This is a genomic window from Streptomyces tatrensis (assembly GCF_049310065.1).
Lineage (GTDB): Bacteria > Actinomycetota > Actinomycetes > Streptomycetales > Streptomycetaceae > Streptomyces.
The window spans coordinates 3,603,293-3,627,347 of sequence record NZ_JBMDLB010000011.1 but is presented as its reverse complement, the minus strand read 5'-3'; the positions used below and the strand labels follow the sequence as shown (position 1 = coordinate 3,627,347).

The 24,055-nt window shown below is 72.8% G+C and carries 19 protein-coding genes and 1 tRNA gene; 17 read left to right on the top strand and 3 right to left on the bottom strand.

Annotation, left to right across the window (positions count from 1 at the left end):
- Both ACODT5_RS32175 and ACODT5_RS32170 read right to left on the bottom strand, forming a co-directional pair.
- Positions 1-1,308 carry an RNA-guided endonuclease InsQ/TnpB family protein gene (locus ACODT5_RS32175; RefSeq protein ID WP_422522641.1) on the bottom strand — a complete coding sequence of 436 codons (1,308 nt, stop codon included), beginning with the start codon at positions 1,306-1,308 and terminating at the stop codon, positions 1-3.
- Positions 1,309-1,566: 258 nt separating this feature from the next.
- Positions 1,567-2,685 (bottom strand): Gfo/Idh/MocA family oxidoreductase, encoded by a 1,119-nt coding sequence (locus ACODT5_RS32170; RefSeq protein WP_422522640.1) that lies wholly within the window; start codon positions 2,683-2,685, stop codon positions 1,567-1,569.
- Between the two features lie 55 nt (positions 2,686-2,740).
- Here ACODT5_RS32170 and ACODT5_RS32165 point away from each other — a divergent pair, with 55 nt between their 5' ends.
- The 13 genes from ACODT5_RS32165 to ACODT5_RS32105 all read left to right on the top strand — a co-directional run bounded on the left by ACODT5_RS32165 (position 2,741) and on the right by ACODT5_RS32105 (position 16,304).
- Positions 2,741-3,856 (top strand): ROK family transcriptional regulator, encoded by a 1,116-nt coding sequence (locus ACODT5_RS32165; protein WP_422522639.1) that lies wholly within the window; start codon positions 2,741-2,743, stop codon positions 3,854-3,856.
- Between the two features lie 679 nt (positions 3,857-4,535).
- Positions 4,536-5,309, top strand: coding sequence for a hypothetical protein (locus ACODT5_RS32160; RefSeq protein WP_422522638.1), 774 nt, complete (start codon positions 4,536-4,538; stop codon positions 5,307-5,309).
- A 71-nt stretch (positions 5,310-5,380) separates the two neighbouring features.
- A complete protein-coding gene (locus ACODT5_RS32155; RefSeq protein WP_422522637.1) occupies positions 5,381-6,154 on the top strand; it encodes a GntR family transcriptional regulator in 774 nt (257 codons plus the stop codon).
- 148 nt (positions 6,155-6,302) lie between these two features.
- Positions 6,303-7,424: a TIGR03364 family FAD-dependent oxidoreductase gene (locus ACODT5_RS32150; protein WP_422522636.1), complete on the top strand. Its 1,122-nt coding sequence runs from the start codon at positions 6,303-6,305 to the stop codon at positions 7,422-7,424.
- Positions 7,425-7,429: 5 nt separating this feature from the next.
- On the top strand, positions 7,430-8,149 hold the full coding sequence (locus ACODT5_RS32145) for a phosphonatase-like hydrolase (protein WP_422522635.1): 720 nt from the start codon (positions 7,430-7,432) through the stop codon (positions 8,147-8,149).
- Entirely contained in the window at positions 8,146-9,195 is a 1,050-nt protein-coding gene (locus ACODT5_RS32140) for an ABC transporter ATP-binding protein (protein WP_422522634.1), read from the top strand. Before ACODT5_RS32145 ends, ACODT5_RS32140 begins: the two co-directional genes overlap by 4 nt.
- On the top strand, positions 9,188-10,195 hold the full coding sequence (locus tag ACODT5_RS32135) for a 2-aminoethylphosphonate ABC transporter permease subunit (RefSeq protein WP_422522633.1): 1,008 nt from the start codon (positions 9,188-9,190) through the stop codon (positions 10,193-10,195). Before ACODT5_RS32140 ends, ACODT5_RS32135 begins: the two co-directional genes overlap by 8 nt.
- Complete coding sequence (locus tag ACODT5_RS32130; RefSeq protein WP_422522632.1) at positions 10,182-10,979, top strand: ABC transporter permease; 798 nt, start codon at positions 10,182-10,184, stop codon at positions 10,977-10,979. Before ACODT5_RS32135 ends, ACODT5_RS32130 begins: the two co-directional genes overlap by 14 nt.
- 85 nt (positions 10,980-11,064) lie before the next feature.
- Positions 11,065-12,156, top strand: coding sequence for a 2-aminoethylphosphonate ABC transporter substrate-binding protein (locus tag ACODT5_RS32125; protein ID WP_422522631.1), 1,092 nt, complete (start codon positions 11,065-11,067; stop codon positions 12,154-12,156).
- Positions 12,157-12,332: 176 nt separating this feature from the next.
- Positions 12,333-13,868, top strand: coding sequence for an alkaline phosphatase family protein (locus ACODT5_RS32120; protein ID WP_422522630.1), 1,536 nt, complete (start codon positions 12,333-12,335; stop codon positions 13,866-13,868).
- A 223-nt stretch (positions 13,869-14,091) separates the two neighbouring features.
- On the top strand, positions 14,092-14,871 hold the full coding sequence (locus ACODT5_RS32115) for an HAD-IIA family hydrolase (protein ID WP_422522629.1): 780 nt from the start codon (positions 14,092-14,094) through the stop codon (positions 14,869-14,871).
- A 92-nt stretch (positions 14,872-14,963) separates the two neighbouring features.
- The gene (locus ACODT5_RS32110) at positions 14,964-15,629 is read left to right on the top strand and encodes a hypothetical protein (protein ID WP_422522628.1); all 666 of its coding nucleotides are present in this window, start codon (positions 14,964-14,966) and stop codon (positions 15,627-15,629) included.
- A 12-nt stretch (positions 15,630-15,641) separates the two neighbouring features.
- Positions 15,642-16,304 carry a class F sortase gene (locus ACODT5_RS32105; protein ID WP_422522627.1) on the top strand — a complete coding sequence of 221 codons (663 nt, stop codon included), beginning with the start codon at positions 15,642-15,644 and terminating at the stop codon, positions 16,302-16,304.
- 89 nt (positions 16,305-16,393) lie between these two features.
- On the opposite strand, the gene ACODT5_RS32100 is transcribed toward ACODT5_RS32105, so the two are convergent.
- Positions 16,394-16,467, bottom strand: a tRNA-Lys gene (locus ACODT5_RS32100).
- A gap of 525 nt (positions 16,468-16,992) precedes the next feature.
- On the opposite strand from ACODT5_RS32100, the gene ACODT5_RS32095 reads away from it, so the two are divergent.
- From ACODT5_RS32095 to ACODT5_RS32080, 4 genes are all read left to right on the top strand, one after another.
- The gene (locus tag ACODT5_RS32095; RefSeq protein WP_422525104.1) at positions 16,993-18,345 is read left to right on the top strand and encodes a peptidoglycan-binding protein; all 1,353 of its coding nucleotides are present in this window, start codon (positions 16,993-16,995) and stop codon (positions 18,343-18,345) included.
- An 11-nt stretch (positions 18,346-18,356) separates the two neighbouring features.
- Positions 18,357-21,383, top strand: a complete 3,027-nt coding sequence (locus ACODT5_RS32090) for an SPFH domain-containing protein (protein ID WP_422522626.1) — start codon at positions 18,357-18,359, stop codon at positions 21,381-21,383.
- Between the two features lie 258 nt (positions 21,384-21,641).
- Complete coding sequence (locus ACODT5_RS32085) at positions 21,642-22,268, top strand: lytic polysaccharide monooxygenase auxiliary activity family 9 protein (protein ID WP_422522625.1); 627 nt, start codon at positions 21,642-21,644, stop codon at positions 22,266-22,268.
- A gap of 58 nt (positions 22,269-22,326) precedes the next feature.
- On the top strand, positions 22,327-24,003 hold the full coding sequence (locus ACODT5_RS32080) for an AMP-binding protein (protein ID WP_422522624.1): 1,677 nt from the start codon (positions 22,327-22,329) through the stop codon (positions 24,001-24,003).
- Positions 24,004-24,055 lie beyond the last annotated feature (52 nt).

The window sequence follows — 24,055 nt, the reverse complement described above, 5'->3', positions numbered from 1 at the left end:
TTAACGGGAGCGATTCCCTTTGGCTCGCGCGGGCGGGCTTTGGGGCTTCACGCGGACGCCTCCGACTGGTGGCCGGGACTCGCACCCTTGGGTGCTGCGCGTGCTGTTGATGTCCGAGCCGCCCGTCCGGCGGGCTCGGGCCTCGATCTCGACCGAGGCATTGTGGTCGGCGTCGTCCTCGTGCCCGCAGTGGATGCAGACGAACAGCCGGCCGCATCCCTTGCGGGATTCGGAATCAACCTTCCCGCAGGCAGGGTTGCCGCAGGTCTGGGAGGTATGGAACGGCGGCACCGCTACGAGCACGGATCCGTACATGCGGGTCTTGTACTCCAGCTGGCGCCGCCGTTCCCCCGGGGAGTTGTCCAGGAGGGACCGGTTCAGCCCGGCTTTTGCCCGGACGTTCTTCCCCGGGTTCCCTGCTTTGCCCTTCGCGGACTTGGTCATGTTCTTCACGCGCAGGTCCTCGATACCGATCATGCCGTGGTTTTTGGCGAGATCGGTGGTGAGCTTGTGTGTGAAGTCCTGGCGTCGGTTGGCCCGCCGGGTGGTGAGCTTCGCAATGTGGGTGATCGTCGCGCGCAGGCGACGGCTGAATTTCCCACCCTTGTGCTTCTTCGCGTAGGTGATCTGGCGGGCCCGGCGCTGCTCCAGTGCTTTGAGTCGCTTTCGTTCATTGGCGGTGAGCGTCGGGGGCATGAGCCGGGGTGAGGTCTCGGTCGAGACGAACGCGGATGCGGCGACGCCGAAATCCACCCCGCATGCAGGCTTCCCGTTCGGTACGTCCGGCTTACGGCCGGTGTGAACGCCGAAGCTGATGTGCCAGCCGTTGCCGTCCCGGGACAGGGTGGCGTTGCGGATCGTTCCCCCGATCACGCGGGAGAGGCGGAACCGGAGCCAGCCGAGTTTCGGGAGACGAACCTCGGCCCACCTGCGGTTCAGTTTGCGGACCTGGACCGTCTGCCCGGGAAACGGGATCGACAGGCGGTGCCCGCGCTTCTTCCGTGTCGGAAACCCGGCAGCATGCCCGGGATTCCAGAAATTGTCGTAAGCCTGGTCGAGGCTGCGCAGGATTTGCTGCCCGGCCTGTGCGGGGAGCTGCCCAATCCAGTCCAGCTCATGACGGGCAGAGGTGAGGTACTTCGACTGTTCAGCGGCGCGCATGCTGTACCGGCGCTGTTGCCACAGGTACACCCGCTGTTCCAAGGCGACGTTCCACAGGGCGCGCGCGGTGTGACCCCACCCGGTCAGGACCTCGTCCTGTTCGCCGGTGGGGTGCGCACGATACCTGCGCCCCATGTCCGCCTTCATGGTGCCAATCGTGCCGACGATTCATGGTTGACGTGGCTCAGATCCGAAAAAGAAATACATTGTGTATTTCTGACGCATGCATTTGGCTTTCGTTACGAAGTCCGCAGCAACGTGTTCCTGATCTACACCCCAAGCAGATGGAGGAGATCCCGCGCGCCGTGTGCGCGAACGTCGAGTGCGAGCCGGTCGAAGGGTGAGCGGACTGTGCCAGTCCCTGATTCGGGGGCAGTGGGCTCCGCGGCTTCGGCCGGCTCGTCGCTATGCGGGGAGCTCCACGACCACCCCGTCCCTCGACGACCTGGCGGCCGCCTCCAGCACGTCCAGGCAGTGCGCCGCCTCCAGGGCCGTGACGGGGGCCGGGCCGCCGTCGCGCAAGGCCGCCGCCACGGCCGCGTAGTACGCGGGGTAGTCGCCCGGAGCCGTCCGTACCGGCGTGCCCCCGCCGGTCAGCGGTGATTCCCCGGAGCCCAGCCGGCCCCACAGGTGCTCGGGCTCCTCGCCCCAGGTCCGCTCGGGGTCGCCGGGGCGCAGGCCCTCGCGCAGGGCCCCTTCCTGGGGGTCCAGGCCGTACTTGACGTAGCCCGCGCGGGATCCCAGTACGCGGAAGCGCGGGCCCAGCTGGGCCGTGGTCGCGCTGACGTAGAGGTGGGAGCGGACCCCGCTCGCGTGGGTGAGGGCGATGAAGGTGTCGTCGTCCGCCTCGGCGCCCGGGCGGCGCACGTCGGTCTCCGCGTAGACGCGTACGACAGGGCCGAAGAGCACCAGCGCCTGGTCCACCACGTGGCTGCCCAGGTCGTACAGCAGGCCGCCGATCTCCTCGGGGGCGCCGGACTCCCGCCAGCCGCCCTTGAGCTGCGGACGCCAGCGCTCGAAGCGGGACTCGAAGCGCTGGACCTCGCCCAGCTCGCCGTCGGCGACGAGGCGGCGCAGGGTGAGGAAGTCGTTGTCCCAGCGGCGGTTCTGGAAGACCGAGAGGAAGGTCCCCGTCCGGTCGGCGAGCGCGGCCAGTTCGCGGGCTTCGGCCGCCGTGGCGGCGAGCGGCTTGTCCACGACCACCGGGATGCCGGCGGTGAGGGCGGCGGTGGCGAGCGGGACGTGCGTCTTGTTCGGGGAGGCGATGACGACGAGGTCCGGGGCCGGGCTCTGGGCGAGCAGCTCGGTGGCGGTGGCGGCGATCCGGACGTCCGGGTAGGCCTCGCGGGCCTGGGCGGCGCGGCCCGGGTCGGAGGTGACGACGGTGTCCAGGACCAGGCCCTCGGTCGCGGAGACGAGCGGGGCGTGGAAGACGGAACCGGCCAGTCCGTAGCCGACGACTCCGACGCGGAGCGGGGCGGTGGGGGTGGTTGTGAGGGGGAGGGGGGAGGCGGGGGCGTTCATGGGTCCACTTTGGCAACAGTGTTGCTTAAGTGCAAGGAGGGTGGACAATGGGCAGGTGGACAGGGGTAGCAGGGCCGGCGGGAGCAGCAGGGGCGACACGAGTGGCGGCAGCGGTGTGAACCTGCCGGTGCTGCGCGGGCACAACGACGCGCTGGTACTGGACCTCCTGCGCGGAGCCGGCCCCGCCGGGCTCGGCCGCGGTGACCTCGCCGCGCGTACGGGGCTCACCCCGCAGGCCGTCAGCAAGATCGCGGCGCGGCTCCGGGGCGAGGGCCTGGTGGCCGACGCCGGCCGCGAGGCCTCCACGGGCGGCAAACCGCGCACGCTGCTGAGGCTGGTGCCGGAGGCGCGGTACGCGGTCGGGGTGCACCTGGACCGGGACGAGCTCACGGCGGTACGGGTCGACCTGGCGGGCCGTGTCGTCGCCGACGGGCGGGCCCCGCTGGACTTCGGGGCCGGTCCGGACGTGGTGGTCGAGGAGGCCGTACGGGCTGTCGCGCGGGTGTGTGGTGACCGGCCTCTCCTCGGCGTCGGCGTGGCCGCGCCGGGGCCGTTGGACTGGCGGACCGGGGTTCTGGGGCGGGTGACGGGGTTCCCGGAATGGGAGGGGTTCCCGTTGCGGGAGGTGCTGGAGGGGCGGTTGGGGGTTCCCGTGCGGGTGGACAAGGACACCAACGCGGGGGTCGCGGCGGGGGCCGGCTTCGGAGAGGCCGCCTTCGGGGAGGCCGTGGCGTACGTACACGTCGGTACCGGACTGGGAGCGGGGCTCCGGCTGGCCGGTGGCGGAGAGGTCTACCGGGGGCGGCGCTCGGCCGCGGGGGAGTTCGGACACCAGGTGCTGCGGCTGGACGGGCCGGCCTGCCGGTGCGGGGGGCGCGGGTGCGCGGAGGTGCTGTGCCTGGATGCGGTGGCCGGGGGGCGGCTGGAGGAGGCGGCGCGGATCGTGGGGGAGGCGGCGGCGAACCTGGTCGCGCTGCTGGATGTGGACCGGGTGTTGCTCGGGGGGCGGGTGGTGGCGGCTGCGCCGGGGGTGTTCCTGGAGGGGGTGCGGGGGGTTTTGGGGGTGCGGGCCTTTGTGGGGGGTGCGGTGAGGGTTGAACTCGCGGAGGGGGGTGTGGCGGAGGGGGCGGCGGAGTTGGTGCTCGGCCCGTTGTTCGGGCGGGGGGTGTGAGGGGGCCTCGGGCCCCCTGGCCCCCTTGGCGTCCGGGCCCTGGCCTCTGGCCCCTGGCCCCTGGCTTCTGGGCGTCCCGGCCCGGGTGGGGCTCGCCGCGAGGTGCGGGGCGCCGGGCTGGCCGTCCCCGCCTGGGGCTCGGGTGCTGGGCCCTGCGGGGCGGAGTCCCCTACCCGCCCTTCCGCCGTTCCCAGGGCTCTGCCCTGACCCGGTCCTCAAACGCCGGACGGGCTGAAGGTGTTCCTGGGGCTCCGCCCCGGACCTCGGTCCTCAAGCGCCGGACGGGCTGAGGTGTTCCTGGGGCTCCGCCCCGGACCTCGGTCCTCAAGCGCCGGACGGGCTGAGGTGTTCCTGGGGCTCCGCCCCAGACCCCGGTCCTCAAACGCCGGACGGCTTGAATGGCCCGGACCTCGGTCCTCAAGCGTCGGGCGGCTGGGCTTGCTCCGGCCCTCAGCCCTCGGCCCTCAGCCCTCGGCCCCCGGCCTTCGAACGGCTGGTGGCTGGATTCCCCTGTGCGCCGAATGGGGGGAAACCGGGAGAAGTTGGGCGTGGTGCTGGACAGGGGGTCGGGCGGGCGTGGGAGGGTGCGGGCAAGGCCGGGGTGATTGTCGGGTTGTACGGCAATTGGTCGGCGGGTCGTTCCGTTGGGTGTTCTGTCGTCGGCGAGTAGGGGTTCTTCATGCGACTGCGCAAAGCCCTTGCCCTCGCAGCCGTCTTCGTGGCCACCGCCACCGCCACCGCCGCCCCCACCGCGTCCGCGGACATCGGGACCGGTGGCGGAGCCCGTCCCGCGCCCGCGTTGCCCTCGCGGGTGGAGGCCATCTGCGGTGACGGGAAGAGCACGCAGTTTCCGATCGGCGCCCGCATCCGGGGTGGACCGGCGGTGTACCGGACCGGCGGCGCGGCGCAGACCTGGTACCTCGACCTCACGAACACGACCGCAACCGAGTGCACGGCCATCCACCCCGTCGTGGTCTTCACCGACCCGGCCCGCGCCCTGCGGCCCGCCCACTTCCGCATGGAGTTCGACGCCCCCGGCAGCACCTTCCCCGTCAGCCTGGAGCGCACCGACCGGGACGAGATCGTCGCCGTCTTCGACGGTGGCGACGCCTTCTCCGGCTTCACCGTCGGCCCCGGCGGCTCGGTGACCGTCACCGTCCGGCTCGCCTTCGCCCCCGGCACCCCGCGCGGCGAAGCCGTCGCCGACGCCGCGCTGGTGCAGCGCAAGGGCGACGACGGCGACTGGATCGGCGAGGCGGGCGGCTACCGGTTCGACATCCAGGGCCCGGACTCCGAAACCGGCGAGGCCGGAGCGCTGGCCGAGACCGGCCGCACCGCCGGAGCCTGGGCGTACGGGGCCGGCGCCGCGGCCGCCCTGGCCGGCGGCGGCGGACTCCTGCTGGGGGCCCGCCGGCTGCGACGCAGGGAGCCGGGCGGCCCGCAGTCCGCGTAGGCGCAGCCCGCCCATGGCGGCCCGCCCCTGTGCGCGCAGCCGCGTACATGCAGTCCACGTAGAGTCCGAGCGTGGAAGAACCGACCGCCTACGCGCACCACCACCAGCCCGGCCTGCCCGTCCGCTCCGGCATCCCCGAGCACGGCCGCATCCCCAAGTACTACGCCGTCAAGGCCCGCATCGCCGGGCTGCTCGACGAACTCGGCGAGGGGGGACTCCTCCCCACTGAGCGCGATCTCGCCGAGCAGTACGAGGTCTCCCGCGAGACCGTCCGCCAGGCCCTGCGCGAGCTGCTGCTGGAAGGCCGGCTGCGCCGCTCGGGCCGCGGCACCGTCGCCGCCGGGCCGAAGCTCGAACAGCCCCTGTCGCTGGCGAGTTACACCGAGGGCGTACGCCGTCAGGGGCGCACCCCGGGGCGCCATCTGATCGGACTCGAACGCTTCCCCTGCCCGGCCCCCGTGGCCCCCGGCATCGGCGCCGAGCCCGGGGAGCCGGTCTGGCACCTGGAGCGGGTGCTGCTCGCCGACGAGGAGCGGGTCGGGCTGGAGAGCACGTACGTCCGGGTCGCCCGCGCACCCCGCCTCGACATCGATTTCCAGCCGGACTCCTCCTTCTACGGATACCTCCACGACAGCCTCGGCATCTCCTTCGGCGACGCCGACGAGAAGCTGGAAACGGTGCTCGCCACGCCCCGTGAAGCCCTGTTGATCGGCACCCCGCCCGCGCTCCCGATGCTGCTCATCCACCGTTTCTCCCGGGATCAGGACGGCAGGCCGCTGGAGCGGGTGCGTTCTCTCTACCGTGGTGACCGGTTCAGCTTCACGACCCACCTGCGGCCCGAATAGTCCCGCCCCAAGCCCCCCGTATGACACGAAAGAGGACGAACTCGCATCACGGAACGGTAACGGGTCTAGTCCAAGCGTTGGAGGCTGTTCACCGGGGCGTCGCCCGGGGGATCCTCCCGGGTCACGGGCCGCCGCCACCTTGGAGCACGTGAGAGTCATAGTCGTCGGAGGCGGCGTGGTAGGCACCATGCACGCCTGGCAAGCAGTGGAACGCGGCCACGAGGTCGTCCAGATCGAGCGAGAGGCGGAGGCCCGCGGCGCGTCATTGCGCAATTTCGGCCAGATCTGGGTCAGCGGACGGGCCGGGGGCGAGGAGCTCGACACCGCCCTGCGGGCCCGCGAGCTCTGGGAGGCCATCGGTGAGCGGGTGCCCGGCCTGGGCTTCCGCGCCATCGGCTCCCTGACCCCGGTACGCAACTCCCGCGAGCACGCCGTCGCCGAGGCCGCCGTGGCCCGCCCCGACGCCGCCGCCCGCGGCTACAAGCTGGTCACCGCCGAGGAGGCCCGGGCGATCAACCCCGCCCTGCGCGGCGCGTTCGAGGCCGCCCTGTGGTGCGAGCGGGACGCGGCCGTGGAGCCGCGCACCGCACAGCTCCACCTGCGCGAAGCCCTGAGGGCCTCCGGCCGCTACACCTTCCTCCCCGGACGGGAAGTGCGCGAGGTCGTCGGCAACGGAGCCGTCCGCGACGACCACGGCGAGGTCCACCAGGGCGACGCCGTCGTCCTCGCCACCGGCGCCTGGCTCTCCGGACTGGTCCGCGAGCTGGTCCCCGACCTGCCCGTGCGCCGCGTCCGGCTGCAGATGATGCAGACCGCCCCGCTCGGCGAGACCCTGACGACCTCGGTCGCCGACGCCGACAGCTTCCGCTACTACCCCGCCTACAAGAGCGAAGCCCTCGACGAACTCAACGCCGAGCAGGCCCAGGCGCCGATCGCCGCCGCGCACAAGATGCAGCTCCTGATGGTGCAGCGGCAGGACGGCGGACTGACCATCGGCGACACCCACGAGTACGAGCACCCCTTCGCGTTCGACACCCTCGAAGACCCGTACACGCACCTCACCGGGGTCGTCGAGTCCTTCCTGGGCCGCCCGCTGCCGCAGATCAGGCACCGCTGGGCGGGCGTGTACGCGCAGTGCACCGACACCACCCGCGTCGTCCACCGCCAGCAGGTGGCCGACGGCGTCTGGCTGGTGACCGGGCCCGGCGGCCGGGGCATGACCTGCTCGCCCGCCATAGCCGAAACCACCGCGAACGAACTGGGCTGGTAAGCGCCATGACCGACACCAACACCCCCCACATCACGCGCGAGCACGGCCTGATCGTCCTCGACATGGCCGGCACCACCGTCGCCGACGGCGGCCTCGTCGAACGCGCCTTCGAGCGGGCCGCCGAGCGCCTCGGCGTCGAGCCGGGCAGCGCCGACCACGCCACCAAGCTCCGTTACGTCCGCGACACCATGGGCGAGTCGAAGATCTCCGTCTTCCGCCACCTCTTCGGCGCCGAGGACCTCGCCCAGCGCGCCAACTCCGCCTTCGAGGAGGCCTACGGGGAACTCGTGGACGGCGGCCTCATCGCCCCGATCCCCGGCGCCCGCGAGGCCATCGAGAAGCTCCGCGCCGACGGCCGCACCGTGGCCCTGACCACCGGCTTCGCCCGCGTCACCCAGGACGCCATCCTCGACGCCCTCGGCTGGCAGGACCTGGCCGACCTCACCCTGTGCCCCGCCGACGCGGGCGGCCGCGGCCGGCCCTACCCGGACATGGTGCTGGCCGCCTTCCTGCGCACCGGCGCCGTGGCCGACGTACGCGAGGTCGTGGTCGCCGGCGACACCTCGTACGACATGCTCAGCGGCGTCCGCTCCGGCGCCGGCATCGTGGCGGGCGTCCTCACCGGCGCCCACGACCGCGCCGCCCTGACCGGGCACGGCGCCACCCACGTCCTGGCCTCCGTCGCCGACCTCCCCGCAGTCCTGGCAGGGGAGCCCGGCGCGTGAGCGGCATCCGCTTCGACTCCGTCTCGGTCGCCTACGGCGGCACCACCGTCCTGGACTCCCTCGACCTGACCGTCGAGCCCGGCGAGGTCATGGCGCTGCTCGGCCCCTCCGGCTCCGGCAAGACCACGGCCCTGCGCGCGGTCGCCGGCTTCGTCCGGCCCGCCTCGGGCCGGATCCTGATCGGCGGCCGGGACGTCACCGCGCTCCCGCCGCACAAGCGCGGCATCGGCATGGTCGTCCAGCAGTACGCGCTGTTCCCGCACATGCGCGTCGCCGACAACGTCGCCTTCGGCCTGCGCGCCCAGAAGGCGCCCAAGGCGGAGATCCCCGGCCGCGTCGCCGAGGCCCTGGAGATGACCGGGATGGCGGCCTACGCCAAGCGCTACCCCCGCGAGCTCTCCGGCGGGCAGCAGCAGCGCGTGGCCATCGCCCGCGCCCTCGCCATCCGCCCCGGGGTCCTCCTGCTCGACGAGCCGCTGTCCGCGCTCGACGCGCAACTGCGCTCCGGGATGCTCGCCGAACTGGCCCGCCTGCACCGCGAACTCCCCGACGTCTCCATCCTCTACGTCACCCACGACCAGGTCGAGGCGCTGACCCTGGCCGACCGGATCGCCGTCATGGACCAGGCCCGCCTCCAGGACTGCGGCACCCCGCAGGAGCTGTACCGGGCCCCGCGCACCGAGTTCACCGCCTCCTTCGTCGGCAACGCCAACCTGCTGCCCGTCACCGTCGCCGACGGCGGCGCGCTCTTCGCCGGGCACCCCCTCACCCTCGACCCCGGGCGCGCGGCCGCCGGAGCGAGCGCCACCCTGTGCGTACGCCCGCACTTGCTCGGCCTCGGCGCCGGCCCCAACGCGCTGAGCGGGACCATCACCGAGGTGCAGTGGCGCGGCTCGACCCACCGGCTCTACGTGGACATCGAGGGCCACCGGGTCAAGGCGGACCTGCCCGAACTGCGCGAAACCCCGGCGCTGGGCGACCGGGTCACCCTGCACTTCGAGCCGCGGGACGCGGTGCTGCTGGCCGCAGCGGTGTCCGATGCCTGAGGCCACGGACCGGCGCGCCCCCGCCCCTGACCCTGGGCACGCCCCCGCACCCGGGCCGGCAGCCGACCCCGAAGCCGCGGTCATACCCCACCAGCCCGTACGAAGCCCTGCCCCCGGCACGACCGAAGGCCCGGCCGGAGCCCCCGACGGCTTCGCGGCGAAGGCCGCACGCGGGCCCCGTAGCGTTCCCGGCTGGCTGTGGACCGTGCCTCCCGTCGCCGTACTCGCAGCGATCTTCCTCTACCCCCTCGCGCTGGTCGTCCAGCAGTCCCTGTCCCCCGAGAACGGGGGCGGCACCTTCGACGCCTACGCCTCCGTCTTCGCCTCGCACTCCTTCCGCGAAGCCCTCGGCACCACGGTCTGGCTCGCCGTCGGCGCCACCGCCGGCTGCCTGGTCCTCGGCTTCGCGCTCGCGCTGGTCATCGCCTTCGTCCCGTTCCCCGGGGCGCGCGCCGTGGCCAAGTTCATCGACGTCTTCCTCTCCTTCCCCTCCTTCCTCATCACCCTCGCCCTCCTCTTCGTCTACGGCACGGTCGGCATGGCCAACGGCCTGTGGACCGACACCTTCGGCGTCGCCGAGGGGCCCTTCCACTTCCTGACCACCCCCTGGGGCGTCCTCCTTGCGGAGATCACCTACTTCACACCCTTCGTGATGCGCCCGCTGCTCGCCGCCTTCTCCCAACTGGACACCGCCCAGCTGGAGGTGGCCTCCTCCCTCGGCGCGAAGCCCGGCCGCATCATCCGGCGGGTGATCCTCCCCGAGGCCCTCCCGGCGCTCGCCGCCGGCGGCAGCCTCGTCCTCGTCATGTGCCTCAACGAGTTCGGGATCGTCCTGTTCACCGGAGCCAAGGACGTCACCACGCTCCCGATGCTCATCTACGGCAAGGCGATCCTCGAATCCGACTACGCCGCCGCCTGCGTCGTCGCCGTCGTCAACATCGTGATCTCCGTCGGCCTGTTCGGCCTCTACCGGGTGGTGAGCAAGCGTGCTGGTGCATAGCAAGAGCGGCCGCTGGGCCGCCTGGAGCCTCTTCGGCATCCTCTTCCTGCCCCTCTTCGCCCTGCCCCTGCTCGTCGTGGTCGCCGCGTCCTTCTCGACGCACTGGTCCGGGGCCTTCCCCTCCGGCCCCACCACCGAGAACTACGCCGCCGCCGTCCGCGGCGAGTCCCTCCAGGCGCTGACCACCTCGCTGCTCACCGCCCTCGCCGCCAGCCTGATCGCGCTCACCGTCGGCACCTGGGCGGCGCTTGCCGCCGCCGGGCTCCGAAAGCGCGGAAAGAGCTCCCTGGACGCGCTGTTCATGCTGCCCGTCGCCGTGCCGTCCGTGGTCGTCGGCCTCGCCGTGCTCGTCGCCTTCAGCAAGCCGCCGCTGCTCCTCAACGGCACCAGCTCGATCGTGATCCTGGCGCACACGATTCTTGTCACGGCGTTCGCCTACCAGTCGGTTTCGGCTGCCATCGTGCGTCTCGACCCCGCGTACGAGCAGGCCGCGGCCTCCCTGGGCGCCCGCCCCGCGTACGTGCTGTGGCGGGTCAAGCTCCCCCTCCTGCTGCCGTCGCTCACCGCGGCGGCCGGACTCTGCTTCGCCCTGTCCATGGGCGAGCTGAGCGCCACGATGATGCTCTACCCGCCGGACTGGATGCCCCTGCCCGTCCGCATCTTCACCGCCACCGACCGCGGCTCGCTCTTCAGCGGCTCCGCCGTCGCCGTGGTCCTGATGGCCACCACCCTGCTGGTCCTGCTGGCCGTCTCGCGTGTCCGCACCAAGGCCACGTACCGCTAGACCCGCCGCTTCACCCTGACGCTCCACCCCGCCGCTCCACCCCGCTGATTCCCCTGCCGACTCCCTTTCCCCGTGAGGAAGTTCCATGCCCAGCAACAGATACCTCCGCATCACCGCCGCCGTCACCGGCAGCCTCGCCCTCGCCGCCGGCCTCACCGCCTGCGGTGGCTCCTCCGCCGACTCCGCCGGCTCCGCCGCGGGCAAGGGCGGCGGCGAGAAGGTCGTCACCGTCTACAGCGCCGACGGGCTCAAGAGCGACAAGGGCGACGGCTGGTACGACAAGGTCTTCGCCGACTTCACGAAGAAGACCGGCATCGAGGTCAAGTACGTGGAGGGCGGCTCGGGCGAGATGGTGCAGCGCGCCGTCCGCGAGAAGACCAACACGCAGGCCGACGTGCTGATCACGCTGCCCCCGTTCATCCAGCAGGCCGACGGCAAGGGCCTCCTCCAGGCCTACACCCCGCAGGGCGCCGACAAGGTCAACGGGGCGAACAAGTCCTCCGACGGCAAGTGGACCTCGGTCGTCAACAACTACTTCGGCTTCATCTACAACAAGAAGGAGCTGGCGGCGGCCCCCAAGACCTGGGAAGAGCTGCTGGACCCCAAGTTCAAGGGCAAGCTCCAGTACTCCACCCCCGGCGTCGCGGGCGACGGAACCGCCGTGCTCATCAAGGCGATGCACGACTTCGGCGGCAAGGAGCCCGCGAACGAGTACCTGAAGAAGCTCCAGGCCAACAACGTCGGCCCGTCCTCCTCCACCAGCAAGCTCGCGCCGAAGACCGACAAGGGCGAGCTCCTCGTCGCCAACGGCGACGTCCAGATGAACTTCGCGCAGTCCAAGTCCATGCCGAACATCGGCATCTGGTTCCCCGCCAAGGACGGCGGCAAGCCCACCACCTTCTCCCTCCCGTACGCGGCCGGCCTCGTCGACAAGGCCCCGCACACCGAGAACGGCAAGAAGCTCCTCGACTACCTGCTCAGCGAGGACGCCCAGAAGCTGGTCAGCGGTGTCGGCGGCGGCTTCCCCGCCCGCACGGACGTCAAGCCCACCGACGCCAACGCCGTCGAACTCACCAAGCTCATGACCGGAGTCGAGATCTTCGAGCCGGACTGGGCCGACATCGACAAGAACCTCACCGGCTACGTCGACGCGTGGAAGTCGGCCACCGGAAGCTGACTGGTCGCCTCCCGGTCACCCACGACCGGAAGAGTGACGCATGGATAACGGGTCTGGACCGAACCTCGCCTTCGGTCCGGCCCCGCCGTACGCTCGCTCGCGCTGACGCACGACCGTACGCCCGCACGCCCCGTACGTCCCCTGCGCCTTCCCCACGATTACTCCCGGAGGAGTACGTGTCCACTGTCCTGTCCGGACGGACCCTCGCCGTGGCCGCCACCGCCACGGTCCTGCTCGCCACCGGCCTCGGCGCCCACGCCGCGACGGCCGCACCCGCCGCCGCCGAGGCTGCCGCCACGAACAAGGTGCTCGTCATCGGCCTCGACGGCGCGGTCCTCGACCGCGTCAAGGTCGCCAACGCCCCGCACCTGAACGGCCTGATGGCCCAGGGCCTGACCGCCAAGAGCACCCTGTACGCGAACCCGATGGGCGCCACCTCCTCGGGCCCCGGCTGGTCCACCATCGCCACCGGCGTCTGGCCCGACAAGCACGGCGTGAAGGACAACTCCTTCACCGGCAAGAACTACACGGCCTACCCGGACTTCCTGACCCGCATCGAGAACGCCAACCCGGCGCTCAACACGTACGCGGCGGCCGACTGGGAGCCCATCACCTCCACCGACCAGAACGGCCCGATCTTCTCGGCCAAGGTCGACAAGCGCCTCTCCCTCAAGGGCGACCGGGACGGCTACCGGGGCGAGGACCCGAAGATCGCTTCGGCGGCCGCCACCGAGCTGCGCACCCAGAACCCGGACGCCGCCTTCGTCTACCTCGGCGAGATCGACGCGGCCGGCCACTCCTACGGCGCCGCCAGCCAGCAGTACCTGGACACCGTCGCCCGCGTCGACGTCCTCGTCGGCCAGCTCCTCACGGCCGTCCAGAACCGCCCGACCTACGCCCAGGAGAACTGGAAGATCCTGGTCACCACCGACCACGGCCACACCAACACCGGCGGCCACGGCGGCTCCACCATCCAGGAGCGCGGCACCTTCGTCCTCGCCAAGGGCGCGGGCATTCCCGCCGGTTCGGTCCGCAACGACGTGAAGCTCGTCGACGTCGCGGCGACCGCACTCGCCCAGGTCGGGGTCAACCCCGGCTCCGCCATCGACGGCATCTCGGTGGACGCCCCGGACGACGGCGACGCCTTCGACACCCTGCGCCCGAACCTCCAGGCGCGCGTGGACGAGACGGGCATCCCGGTCGCCACCAAGGGCTTCACGCACACCCCGCCGGCCGGCTGGTCCGTCGACAACTCCAAGATGGGCACGGGCGGTGTCACCGAGTGGGCCGGATGGGCCTTCGCGACCGACGAGTTCTGGAGCCAGTCGCAGCGCGACCAGTGGCGCGAGCTGAACGTCCGCTCCCGTGACGTGTTCGCCGTCGCCGACTCCGACGAGTGGGACGACAAGAGCCACACCGGCTCCTACGACTCCACCCTCATCACCCCCAAGTGGGCGGTCACCGGCGGCACCACGAAGAACCTGACCTTCCAGACCCACTACCGCCAGGAGTCCGGCCAGACCGCCCAGGTCCTGGTCTCCTACAACGGCGCCGCCCCGTCGGTCGTCAAGAGCTACACCGCCGACGCGGTCGCCAAGTCCGAGTCGATCGCGCTCCAGGTCCCGGCCGGCGCCACCGACGTCCAGGTCCGCTTCCGCTACACCGGCAGCAACAACTGGTACTGGACCGTGGACAACGTCAAGCTCGGCTGAGGTCGCTTCAGGCCGGTACGCGGCCTTCGGCGGGAACCTCCGGCGGAGGCCCTGGGGGTCCTCGAAGGTCCTTCGACGGGCCCTCGAAGGGCCTTCGCCGGGGTCCGTTCCGCCGTGCGGTCCGGGCCGTGGACGCCCCACGCGTCCGCGGTCCGGCCCGGATAAGGTGGTAGAGACCAGAGGTCGCCGAGGTCAGACGCCACCGAGAGCGGAGAACAGTCCAGTGGCAGAGCGCAAGCCGATCGAATCCTGGCTCACCGACATGGACGGGGTCCTCATCCACGAGGGCACCCCGATCCCCGGCGCCGCCGCCTTCATCAACCGGCTGCGCGAGTCCGGAAAGCCCTTCCTCGTGCTGACCAACAACTCCATCTACACCCCGCGCGACCTCCAGGCCCGGCTGAGCCGTATGGGCCTGTCGGTCCCGGTGGAGAACATCTGGACCTCGGCCCTGGCCACCGCGAAGTTCCTCGACGACCAGCGTCCGGGCGGCACCGCGTACGTCATCGGCGAGGCCGGCCTCACCACGGCCCTGCACGACATCGGCTACGTCCTGACCGACCACGAGCCGGACTACGTCGTCCTGGGCGAGACCCGGACGTACAGCTTCGAGGCCATGACCAAGGCGGTCCGCCTGATCAACGCGGGCGCCCGCTTCATCTGCACCAACCCGGACGAGACCGGCCCCTCCACCGAGGGCCCGCTGCCCGCCACGGGCGCGGTCGCCGCGCTGATCACCAAGGCGACCGGCAAGAAGCCGTACTTCGCCGGCAAGCCCAACCCGCTGATGATGCGGACCGGGCTGAACGCCATCGGCGCGCACTCCCACAGCAGCGCGATGATCGGCGACCGGATGGACACCGACATCCTCGCCGGGCTGGAGGCGGGCATGCAGACCTTCCTCGTGCTGACCGGTCTGACGTCGGTCGAGGACACCGAGAAGTTCCCGTACCGCCCGACCCACACCTTCGACTCCATCGCCGATCTGGTCGATCTGGTTTAGCGCGTACGGCTGACACGTACGGGCCAAGAGGGCGCCGCTCCGGATGCGGAGCGGCGCGCCGCGCGTGAATCTCCTTGTTGAGGAGGTTCACCATGCGCAGTGATTTGCTCGCTCTCCGTGTCACCGGGGTGGCCGTCGCCCTGACGGCCCTGTCCGCCGTGACCGCTCCCCTCGCCTTCGCGGGGGAGGACGACTGGAACCGTGACCGCGGCAGCGTCTCGGCCGACCCCAATCCGGCGGAACCGGGGGCGCAGGTCAAACTGCGCGTCCGCGGCTGCGAGGAGGACTGGGCCGTCGCCTCGTCCGTCGTCTTCGTCTCCGAGGTCAGGCTCTCCACCGGCCGCGACGACCGCCGCACCCTGTGGGGCGACGCGATGATCCGCTCCTGGGCGGAGCCGGGCCGCCACGACATCAAGATCAAGTGCGGTGGCCGCGGCGGCGAACGCGAGTGGGGCACGATCGAGATCGAGCGCCGCCGGGAGCACCGCCCCAACCCCCACCACACACCCGTCTGGCCGGTCCACGCGGGCGGCGGCGGCATGTCCGAGGAGATCGCCGCGAAGTCGAAGGCGGCGGGCGCGGCCGAGGCCGCCAAGGCCGCCGACTCCGCGCAGCTCGCCGCGGCGGCGAAGAAGAGCACCGAGGGCGACGGCCCGGGCCTGCCGCACACGGTGATCGGCGCCGTACTCGCCGCCGCAGCCACCCTCGCGGTCGCCGGCCGGGCGCTGACCCTGCGCCGCCGCCGAAGCGGCGAGTGACCGGGTGATCGGGTGAGCGGCGAGCCGAGGAGCTCCGGCGGCTCCCGGCTGCTGACCTTCGCCGCCTGGTCGGTGCTGGTCCTCGGCCTGTGGCTGTGGGGCCGTGAGATCACCGGCGTGGCGATACCCCTGCCCGGCCAGGCCGGGGGACCGGCCGCCCCCGGCATGCCCGCGGCGCACACCCCGCTCGGGCCGGCCGCGCCCGCGCGGGTGGACGTACCGTCCCTGGGCGTCCAGGCCCCGGTGATGGTCCGGGACCTCGACGCACAGGGGGCGATCGAAGCGCCCCCGTACGAGAACCCGGGCACGGTCGGCTGGTGGCGCGGCGGCGCCCAGCCCGGCACGGCCGGGACCGCGCTGCTGGTCGGGCACGTGGACACGCGGTCCAAGCCCGCGGTGTTCTACGGCCTGAGCTCGGCGAAGACGGGCGACAAGGTGCGCGTGCTGCGGGCCGACGGCTCGGTGGCGGAGTTCACGATCGAGGACGTACGGGTCCACGAGCGCGCGGACTTCGATCCCGCCAAGGTCTACGGGCCCAAGGTCCGCGGCAGGGCCGAACTGCGGCTGGTGACCTGCGGCGGCAGCTACGACAAGGCGGCCAAGCAGTACTCGGCGAACGTGGTCGTGTCGGCGTACCTGACGGGCGTCGGAGTCCGCCCCGGAACGGCGGTCTGAAGCCGCGGACCGCAGCCCCGGTCCGGACCGACCGGCGCATACGAAGAAGCCCCTCGCAGCGAGAGCTGCGAGGGGCTTCTTTGCGTCTGTGCGCCGCCAGGGACTCGAACCCCGGACCCGCTGATTAAGAGTCAGCTGCTCTAACCAACTGAGCTAGCGGCGCTTGGTGACAGGGAAAACTCTACCCCACCGCTGCGGGTGCTCGTGACAAGCCGCGCGCGTTCTGTCCGATTAACCCATGTTTAGGGGGTTTGTCGTGCACGATATGTCTGGGCCAAGCCGGATCTGATGCCCCGCCAGATGCGGTCCCGGCCGACCAGTGGAATGGACGGAACCGCATGACGATGCAGTCTCTGACGCATGTGTACGAATTGAATCCTCCCCCAGCCGAAGCAGGGGGATTCCTGGCTCACGCTGCTCGGTCGCTCAGCGAGCGACCGAGTCTTCCGCGATCAACACCAGCCGGGTTGAAACCAGCCCGGGTGTATGAAGTTTTGGAGGTTGCTGCACTGGCTTGGTTCTCGCTCAGCACGTCGTACGCGCTTGGTTCTCGCAACGCACGACACGCACCTTACCGAGCACTGTTTAGCCGCGGGGGTGAAACGGAGTTTCCTGCCCTGCTCCGCAGGATTCCGATTCCTCCCTGGCCGGAAGGCCGGGGCACTCTCGGAGGTTCCAGGTGACATCGATGCCGCTGCCCTCCTTCGAGGAGTACGAGCCCGCCGGCGACTGCCCGTGCCAAGGCTGCGCCCGGCGCCGTCGCACCCTCGCGCGTGCCCGGGCCATACCGCTGCGCGACGGCGGACACCCGGCCGCGCGCGGAGCCCGCCGCGCGCTGGTGCTCGCCACCGCCGCGGGAGTGGTCCTCGGCGGCGGCGGAGCGGCCGTCGCCACGGCCGCGCCGGGCCCCGGCGGGCGGGTGGCCCTGGACGACCCCGGCTCCCCGCAGGGCGGCCGGGCCCCGCTGCACGGGCCGAAGGGGGCGAAGGGCACCCCCGCGAAGCCGGCCGGGCTGCCGGGAGCGCCCTCCGCGGTGAAGCGGACCGACCGGGCGGCGATCATCAACCGGGCGAAGCTGTGGCTGGACGCGCAGGTCCCGTACAGCATGGCCGAGTACTGGTCGGACGGGTACCGGCAGGACTGCTCCGGCTACGTCTCGATGGCCTGGAACCTCGGCACCAACGAATGGACCGGCAGCCTCGACAAGTTCGCGACGCGGATCACGAAGGAGGAGCTGCTCCCCGGAGACATGCTGCTCTTCCACAACCCGGCCGACCCCAACAAGGGCTCGCACGTCGTGCTCTTCGGCGGGTGGGCGGACGAGACGCGCACGCACTACGTCGCCTACGAGCAGACCAAACCGACGACGCGGAAGCTGGCCACCCCGTACGGCTACTGGGCCAACGCGGCGAAGTACGTCCCGTACCGGTTCAACGGGATCGCGGGCGGAGCCGTTCCCGAGCCCCCGGCCACGGGAGAGCCGCCCGCGCCCGGCGGCCCGCCGGCCGTCCCGGCCGCCTTCCCCGGCGGGTCGAAGTTCGGGCCGGGCGCGGACAACGCGTACGTCGCCCAGCTCGGCCGGATGCTGATCGACCGCGGCGGGCTGCGCTTCTACCCGAAGGGTGCCGGTACGAAGTGGTCCGACGCCGACCGGCAGGCGACCGAGGCCTTCCAGCGCGCCCAGGGCTGGACGGGCGCGGACGCCGACGGCATCCCGGGAGCCACCACCTGGCGGCTGCTCGCCAAGCACCAGGGCAAGGACATCCCGCCGGTCACGGGCGGCGCACCGGGCCCGGCGGGCAAGCCCGCCTTCCCCGGGGCATCGGTCTTCCGGCCGGGCACGTCCCACCCGTCCATCACCGCCCTTGGCCGCCAGCTGGTGAAGAAGGGCTTCGGCAAGAACTACACGGCCGGACCGGGCCCCCGCTGGGGCGAGGCCGACCGCCGCAACGTCGAGGTGTTCCAGCGAGCCCAGGGCTGGCGCGGCGCCGAGGCCAACGGCTACCCGGGCCCGGAAACCTGGCGCCGGCTGTTCGCATGACGGAGGCAACGATGTACCCCACGCGCACCACATCGACCACAGGCACCTTCCAGATCCCCCCGCACCCGACCCCCCGGCCGACACCCCCGTCTCCGACGGAGGCGGACCAGACCGAAGCGGAACGGACCGAGACGATGCAGCCCGAGGCCGCGACGGCCGGAGCCGTGCCGGCGGAAGCCGCACTGGCAGGAGCCGCGCCGGCCGAAGCCACGGCGGATGCGGCTGCGCCGGGCGGCGCCCTGGTGGGCGCCGCCGCTCCGGCAGCTGCCGCCCCCTGGTGGGCCGCTCCGACCGAGGCCGGGTGGGCAGCCGACGGATCCGGTGCCGAGTCGGACCCGCACGTATCGGCCGCGCCCGCCCGGGCCGAGTCCGCGCCGGCTGCTGGAAGGTGGGCAGCGGCCGGGGCCGGTACGGAGCGGGGCTCGCACGTGTCGGCTGTGCCTGGCCGGGCCACGCCCGTGCCGGACGCTGCCGGTTGGGCCTCGGCCGAGGCCGGCGCTGAGCGGGGTTCGCACCTGTCAGCCGCGCCCGACGGGGCCACGCCCGTGCCGGTCGCACCCGTGTTGGACGTTGCCGGTTGGGCCTCGGCCGAGGGCGGCGGCGGGCGGGGTTCGGGCATGTCGGTCGAGCACGACCGTGCCGCGTCCGCGCCGGCTGCTGGAAGGTGGGTAGAGGCCGGGGCCGGTACGGAGCGGGGCTCGCACGTGTCGGCTGTGCCTGGCCGGTCCATGCCCGTGCCGGACGCTGCCGGTTGGGCCTCGGCCGAGGGCGGCGGCGGGCGGGGCATGCCGTCCGAGCGTGACCGGGCGGCGTCCGTGTCGGCCGCAGCCGGGTGGGCAGCGGCCGAGGCCGGTGCCGAGCGGGGCTCGGGCATGCCGTCCGAGCACGACCGTGCCGAGTCCGCGCCGGCTGCAGGAAGGTGGGCGGCTGCCGAGGCCGGTACCGGGCAGGGCTCGTACCTGTCGGCCGCGCCCGACCGGGCTGCGTCCGTGCAGTCCGCGTCCGTGCCGGTCCCTTCGGGGCGGGTCGGGGCCTCCGTGGCCGTGGCCTCCGACGCGGTGCCGGCCGAGGCCTCCGCGCCGGCCGTGCCCGCCGCGGCGGTGACCGAGTGGGCCGCGCCCACCGGTTGGGCTCTGGCGGGCGAGCAGTCCGGGTCCGCACGCGCCGAAGCCGTCTCCCGGCCGGCTCCGGCCGGGGCCGACCGGGACGCGGACGGGCTCGTCGCCGTGGGCGCGGCGGCGCAGGCCACGGCCGTCGCCCCGCACGGGCCCGCCGGACGGGCGGGGGAGAGCGCGCGCAGCGACGTACCGGCGGCGCGGGCCCAGGTCGAGCCGGGGGTGGACATCCCGCACCCCCAGGACGAGGCGGCCCACGCCGGTACGGCCACGCTCCGGCTGCGGACCCCCGACACCGAATCCGCCCGGCCCCACCCGCAGGACGAGGCCTGGCCCCCGGCCGCCGCGCCTGCCGCCGTGGTGCGGACGCCTGCCGGCGAGGGCCCGTACGCCGCCGCGGAGCACGCCCCGCGGCACGCGGGTCCGCCCGCCGCCTGGGACCTGCCCGGGCAGGCCGGCTCGTCCGCCGAGCACGGCCGTGCTCCGCAGCACGCGGTCCAGGGTCGCTCCCCGGAGAGCGAGTACGCGGATCCGCACCCCGTACGGGACCTGCCCGAGCCGGCAGACGCCGCTTCGGCCGACCCGGCCGACCCGGCCGAGGGGCGGGAGTTGACGTGGTCCGTGCCCGCTCCGGGTGGCTCCGGTGACGGCGGCCCCCCAGGTGACGGCCCCGCCGAAGCCGCAACGGCCGAGGCCTCCACCGGCGACACCGCCACCACCCCGCAGCCCGAGACCGGCGGCGGAGTCGTCCCCGGGCCCGGGGCGGCAGAGGTCGCCGAGGTCGTCGCGCGGGCCGTGGCGCGGATCGCGGAGGACGATACGCAGGACCTCCCCGTGGTCACCGGGGTGCGCGGGGTCGCGGTGACCGAGGTGCCGGTGCACCTGCCGTTCCGCGGCGCCGCCCAGCCGCAGCCCCGGCAGCCGGAGCCGGAGCCGAAGTCGAAGTCGGAGCCGGAGCCGGAGCCGGAGCCGAATCCGAATCCGGCCCAGCCGAAGGCCAAGGCCGCCCCCGGCCGCCGCGTGCCCCGTGGCGACGACCGGCTCCACGAGCACCGCGGCCCGGTGCTCCCCGGCTGGATCGCAGTGGCCGTCGGCGGGATCGCGCTCGCCGGCTGCGCGGTCGTGCTCTGGCGGGCCGGGGCCGTCCCCGACTCCCTCGCGCTGGCGTTCGGCGCGGAGCCCCGCCCCTACCGGGGACTGCAGGCACACTTCTGGCCGCCGCTCGCCTTCCTCGGGATCGTCGCCCTCCTCGCCCTCGGCGGGCTGGGCCGCGGCCGGGCCGGCCACGCCTGGGTGCTCACCCTCTTCGGCCGCTACCGCGGCACCGTCCGCCGCTCCGGCCTGACCTGGATCAGCCCCCTGCTGCTGCGCCGCCGGGTCGACGTCCGGCTGCGGCACTGGCGCAGCGACCCGATGCCCGCCGTGGACTCCGGCGGGCTCGCCCTGCAGGTCGTCGTCCAGGTGGTCTGGCAGGTCAAGGACACCGCCCGCGCGACCCTGGCCGTCGCCGACCACGTGGACTACCTCGCCGAGCAGGTCGAATCGGCCATGGCCCGGGTCCTGTCCCAGCTTCCCGCCGACGCCTTCCACGAGGCCGCCCCGACCCTGCGCGACGCCGAGGCCGTCGGTGACGCGCTGACCCGGATGCTGGCGGCCGAGACCGAGGCGGTCGGCGTGGAGGTGTTCTCGGCGCAGCCCACCCGGATCGAGTACGCCCCCGAGGTCGCGGACGCGATGCGGCGGCGCCGGGTCGCGGCGATCGACGCCAAGCACCGGGACACCGTCCTGACCTCGGTCGTCGACGCGGTGGACGACACCGTCCACCGGCTCACCTCGCGCGGGCTCGTCGAGCTCGACGACTACGAGCGCAAGGCCCTCGTGAAGGACCTGACCGTCGCCTTCTACACGGGCCGCGCCGAGTAGGGCTTCACAGGCCGTCGCCGGCCGACAGGAGAACGGGCACGAGAACGGGCAGAAGAACGGGTGGAATCCGGTTGGTCCGGACCACCCGTTCTTCCGTTGGTCTGGACATGGCCAACTCGCGTCAATACTGTGGAACTTGGTCTAGACCTAAAGACAGAGCTCGTGAACGGGCCGTGCCGCCGAACCCGGTACGGCCCATCCCCACGCGTGCGCACGCTCTCTCCGGACATCCCCCCACGTTCAAGGAGCAACAGCCTCATGCGTTCCTTCCGCATGCCCAGAACCAAGCGGGCCGCCGCCACGGCCACCGCCACCACCGTCGGCCTCGGAGTCGTCGCCGCCCTCGCGCTCGTCACGGCCCCCACGGCCAGCAGCCACGGGTACACCGACACCCCGATCAGCCGCCAGAAGCTCTGTGCCAACAAGACCGTTTCCGACTGCGGCCCCATCCAGTGGGAGCCCCAGAGCGTCGAGGGCCTCAAGGGGTTCCCCGCGGCCGGTCCCGCCGACGGCCGCATATGTGCGGGCAACCACCCGGAGTTCGCCCAGCTCGACGACCCGCGCGGCGGCGCCTGGCCGGCCACCCCGGTGACCAGCGGTCAGAGCTACGGCTTCCGCTGGCAGTTCACCGCGAACCACTCGGCCACCGACTTCCGGTACTACGTCACCAAGAACGGCTGGGACTCCACCAAGCCGCTCACCCGCGCCGCCCTCGACCCGCAGCCCTTCCTCACGGTCGCCTACAACGGCGCCCGCCCCGCCATGACCACCGTCCACCAGGGCACGATGCCGAGCGGCAAGACCGGCCGGCACATGATCCTCGCCGTGTGGACCGTCAACGACACCCCGATGGCCTTCTACTCCTGCTCCGACGTCCAGTTCTGATCGCCACGGCCCGCCACGGCGTTCAATTCTGACGGAACGTCAGCTATTCTCCGGCGGCATGCGGCCAACGAGGACACCCGAAACCGTCGCGGAGCTCATCGCGAGCCAATGGGGCGACCACCGGCCCGGCCTGAAGTACGCCGACGGCGTCCTCAGCCACCACCGGACCGCCCGGGAGGCCGCGGCGCGCGCCGCGCTCCTCGTCGACCTGCTGCCGCCGGGGGCGGAGCCGCACATCGGGGTGCTGCTCGACAACACCCCCGAGTTCCCGTTCTGGCTCGGCGCGGCGGCCCTCGCCGGGGCCGCCGTCGCCGGGATCAACCCCACCCGGCGCGGTCCCGAGCTGGCCCGCGACATCCTGCACACCGACTGCCGGATCCTGGTGACCGAGCGGGTCCACCTGCCCCTCCTGCGCGGCCTCGACCTGCCCGGCGTACGGCTCCTCGTCACGGACTCGGACGAGTACGAGGCCCTGCTCGCCCCGTACGCGGGCGCGAAGCCCGGCGATGCGACGCTCGGCCCCGGCCCGACCCCGTCCTCCCGGCTGCTCCTCTACTTCACCTCGGGCTCCACCGGCGCCCCCAAGGCCGCGATCTGCACCCAGGGCCGCCTGGCCGGCGCCGGCGCTTCGCTCGCACGTCACTTTTCAGTCACCCCGGACGACGTCCACTACATCTGCATGCCCCTCTTCCACGGCAACGCCGTCATCGCCGACTGGCTGCCCGCCCTCGCGGGCGGGGCCGCCGTGGCCCTGCGCCGCCGCTTCTCGGCCTCCGCGTTCCTGGACGACGTACGGGCCTACGGGGCGACGTACTTCACCTACGTAGGCCGCGCGGTGCAGTACCTCCTCGCCACCCCGCCCCGCCCCGACGACCGCGCGCACACCCTGCGCCTCGGCTTCGGCACCGAGGCCGGCGCGGTCGACGCGGCCCGCTTCGCCGAGCGCTTCGGGGTCCGCCTCGTCGAGGGGTACGGGGCCACCGAGGGCGGCGCCTCCGTCCAGCGCACCCCCGACACCCCGCCGGGCGCCCTGGGCCGCGCGGGCGCCGGCGACGACCTGGCCGTCATCGACCCGGAGACGGGCCGCGAGTGCCCGCCGGCCGTACTGGACCCGCGGGGCCGGCTCCTCAACGGCGCCGAGGCCATCGGCGAGCTGGTCAACAAGGGCCGCAGCCTCTTCGAGGGCTACTGGCGCAACCCCGACGCGGAGGCCGCCCGCACCCGCGACGGCTGGTACTGGACCGGGGACCTCTTCTTCCGCGACCCCGACGGCTTCCTCTACTTCGCCGGCCGCACCGACGACCGGCTGCGCGTCGACAGCGAGAACCTGGCCGCCGCGGTGATCGAGAACATCCTGGCCCGCTGGGCCCGGGCGGCCGCCGTGGCCGTGTACGCCGTACCGGACGAGGTGGCCGGCGACCAGGTCATGGCCGCCGTGGCCCTGCGCGAGGGGGCCGTCTTCTCCCCGCAGGGGTTCGCGTCCTTCCTCGCCGCCCAGCCCGACCTCGGCACGAAGATGGCCCCGCGCTACGTGCGCGTCGTCGGCGCCATGCCGACCACCGCGACCAACAAGGTCCACCGGGTCTCCCTGCGCGCCGAGGCCTTCCGGACCACCGACCCGGTCTGGTGGCGGCCGCCGGGCGAGGACGCGTACCGGCGCCTGGAGGCGGAGGACCTCACGGGGCTCCTGGCCGCCTACGAGGCCCAGGGGCGGGCCGATCTGCTGAGCCGCTGATCCGGGCTCCGGCGGGGCCGCCGAGGGCGTCACTGAGGGGCCCGGCGAGGGC

What these genes read in the sequence shown, in the direction of transcription:
- ACODT5_RS32085 (WP_422522625.1), top strand. Translation starts at nt 21,642, where the DNA reads ATGCGTTCCTTCCGCATGCCCAGAACCAAGCGGGCCGCCGCCACGGCC.
- ACODT5_RS32135 (WP_422522633.1), top strand. Translation starts at nt 9,188, where the DNA reads ATGCCTGAGGCCACGGACCGGCGCGCCCCCGCCCCTGACCCTGGGCAC.
- ACODT5_RS32145 (WP_422522635.1), top strand. Translation starts at nt 7,430, where the DNA reads ATGACCGACACCAACACCCCCCACATCACGCGCGAGCACGGCCTGATC.
- ACODT5_RS32125 (WP_422522631.1), top strand. Translation starts at nt 11,065, where the DNA reads ATGCCCAGCAACAGATACCTCCGCATCACCGCCGCCGTCACCGGCAGC.
- ACODT5_RS32095 (WP_422525104.1), top strand. Translation starts at nt 16,993, where the DNA reads ATGCCGCTGCCCTCCTTCGAGGAGTACGAGCCCGCCGGCGACTGCCCG.
- ACODT5_RS32175 (WP_422522641.1), bottom strand. Translation starts at nt 1,308, where the DNA reads ATGAAGGCGGACATGGGGCGCAGGTATCGTGCGCACCCCACCGGCGAA.
- ACODT5_RS32110 (WP_422522628.1), top strand. Translation starts at nt 14,964, where the DNA reads ATGCGCAGTGATTTGCTCGCTCTCCGTGTCACCGGGGTGGCCGTCGCC.
- ACODT5_RS32080 (WP_422522624.1), top strand. Translation starts at nt 22,327, where the DNA reads ATGCGGCCAACGAGGACACCCGAAACCGTCGCGGAGCTCATCGCGAGC.
- ACODT5_RS32170 (WP_422522640.1), bottom strand. Translation starts at nt 2,685, where the DNA reads ATGAACGCCCCCGCCTCCCCCCTCCCCCTCACAACCACCCCCACCGCC.
- ACODT5_RS32160 (WP_422522638.1), top strand. Translation starts at nt 4,536, where the DNA reads ATGCGACTGCGCAAAGCCCTTGCCCTCGCAGCCGTCTTCGTGGCCACC.
- ACODT5_RS32090 (WP_422522626.1), top strand. Translation starts at nt 18,357, where the DNA reads ATGTACCCCACGCGCACCACATCGACCACAGGCACCTTCCAGATCCCC.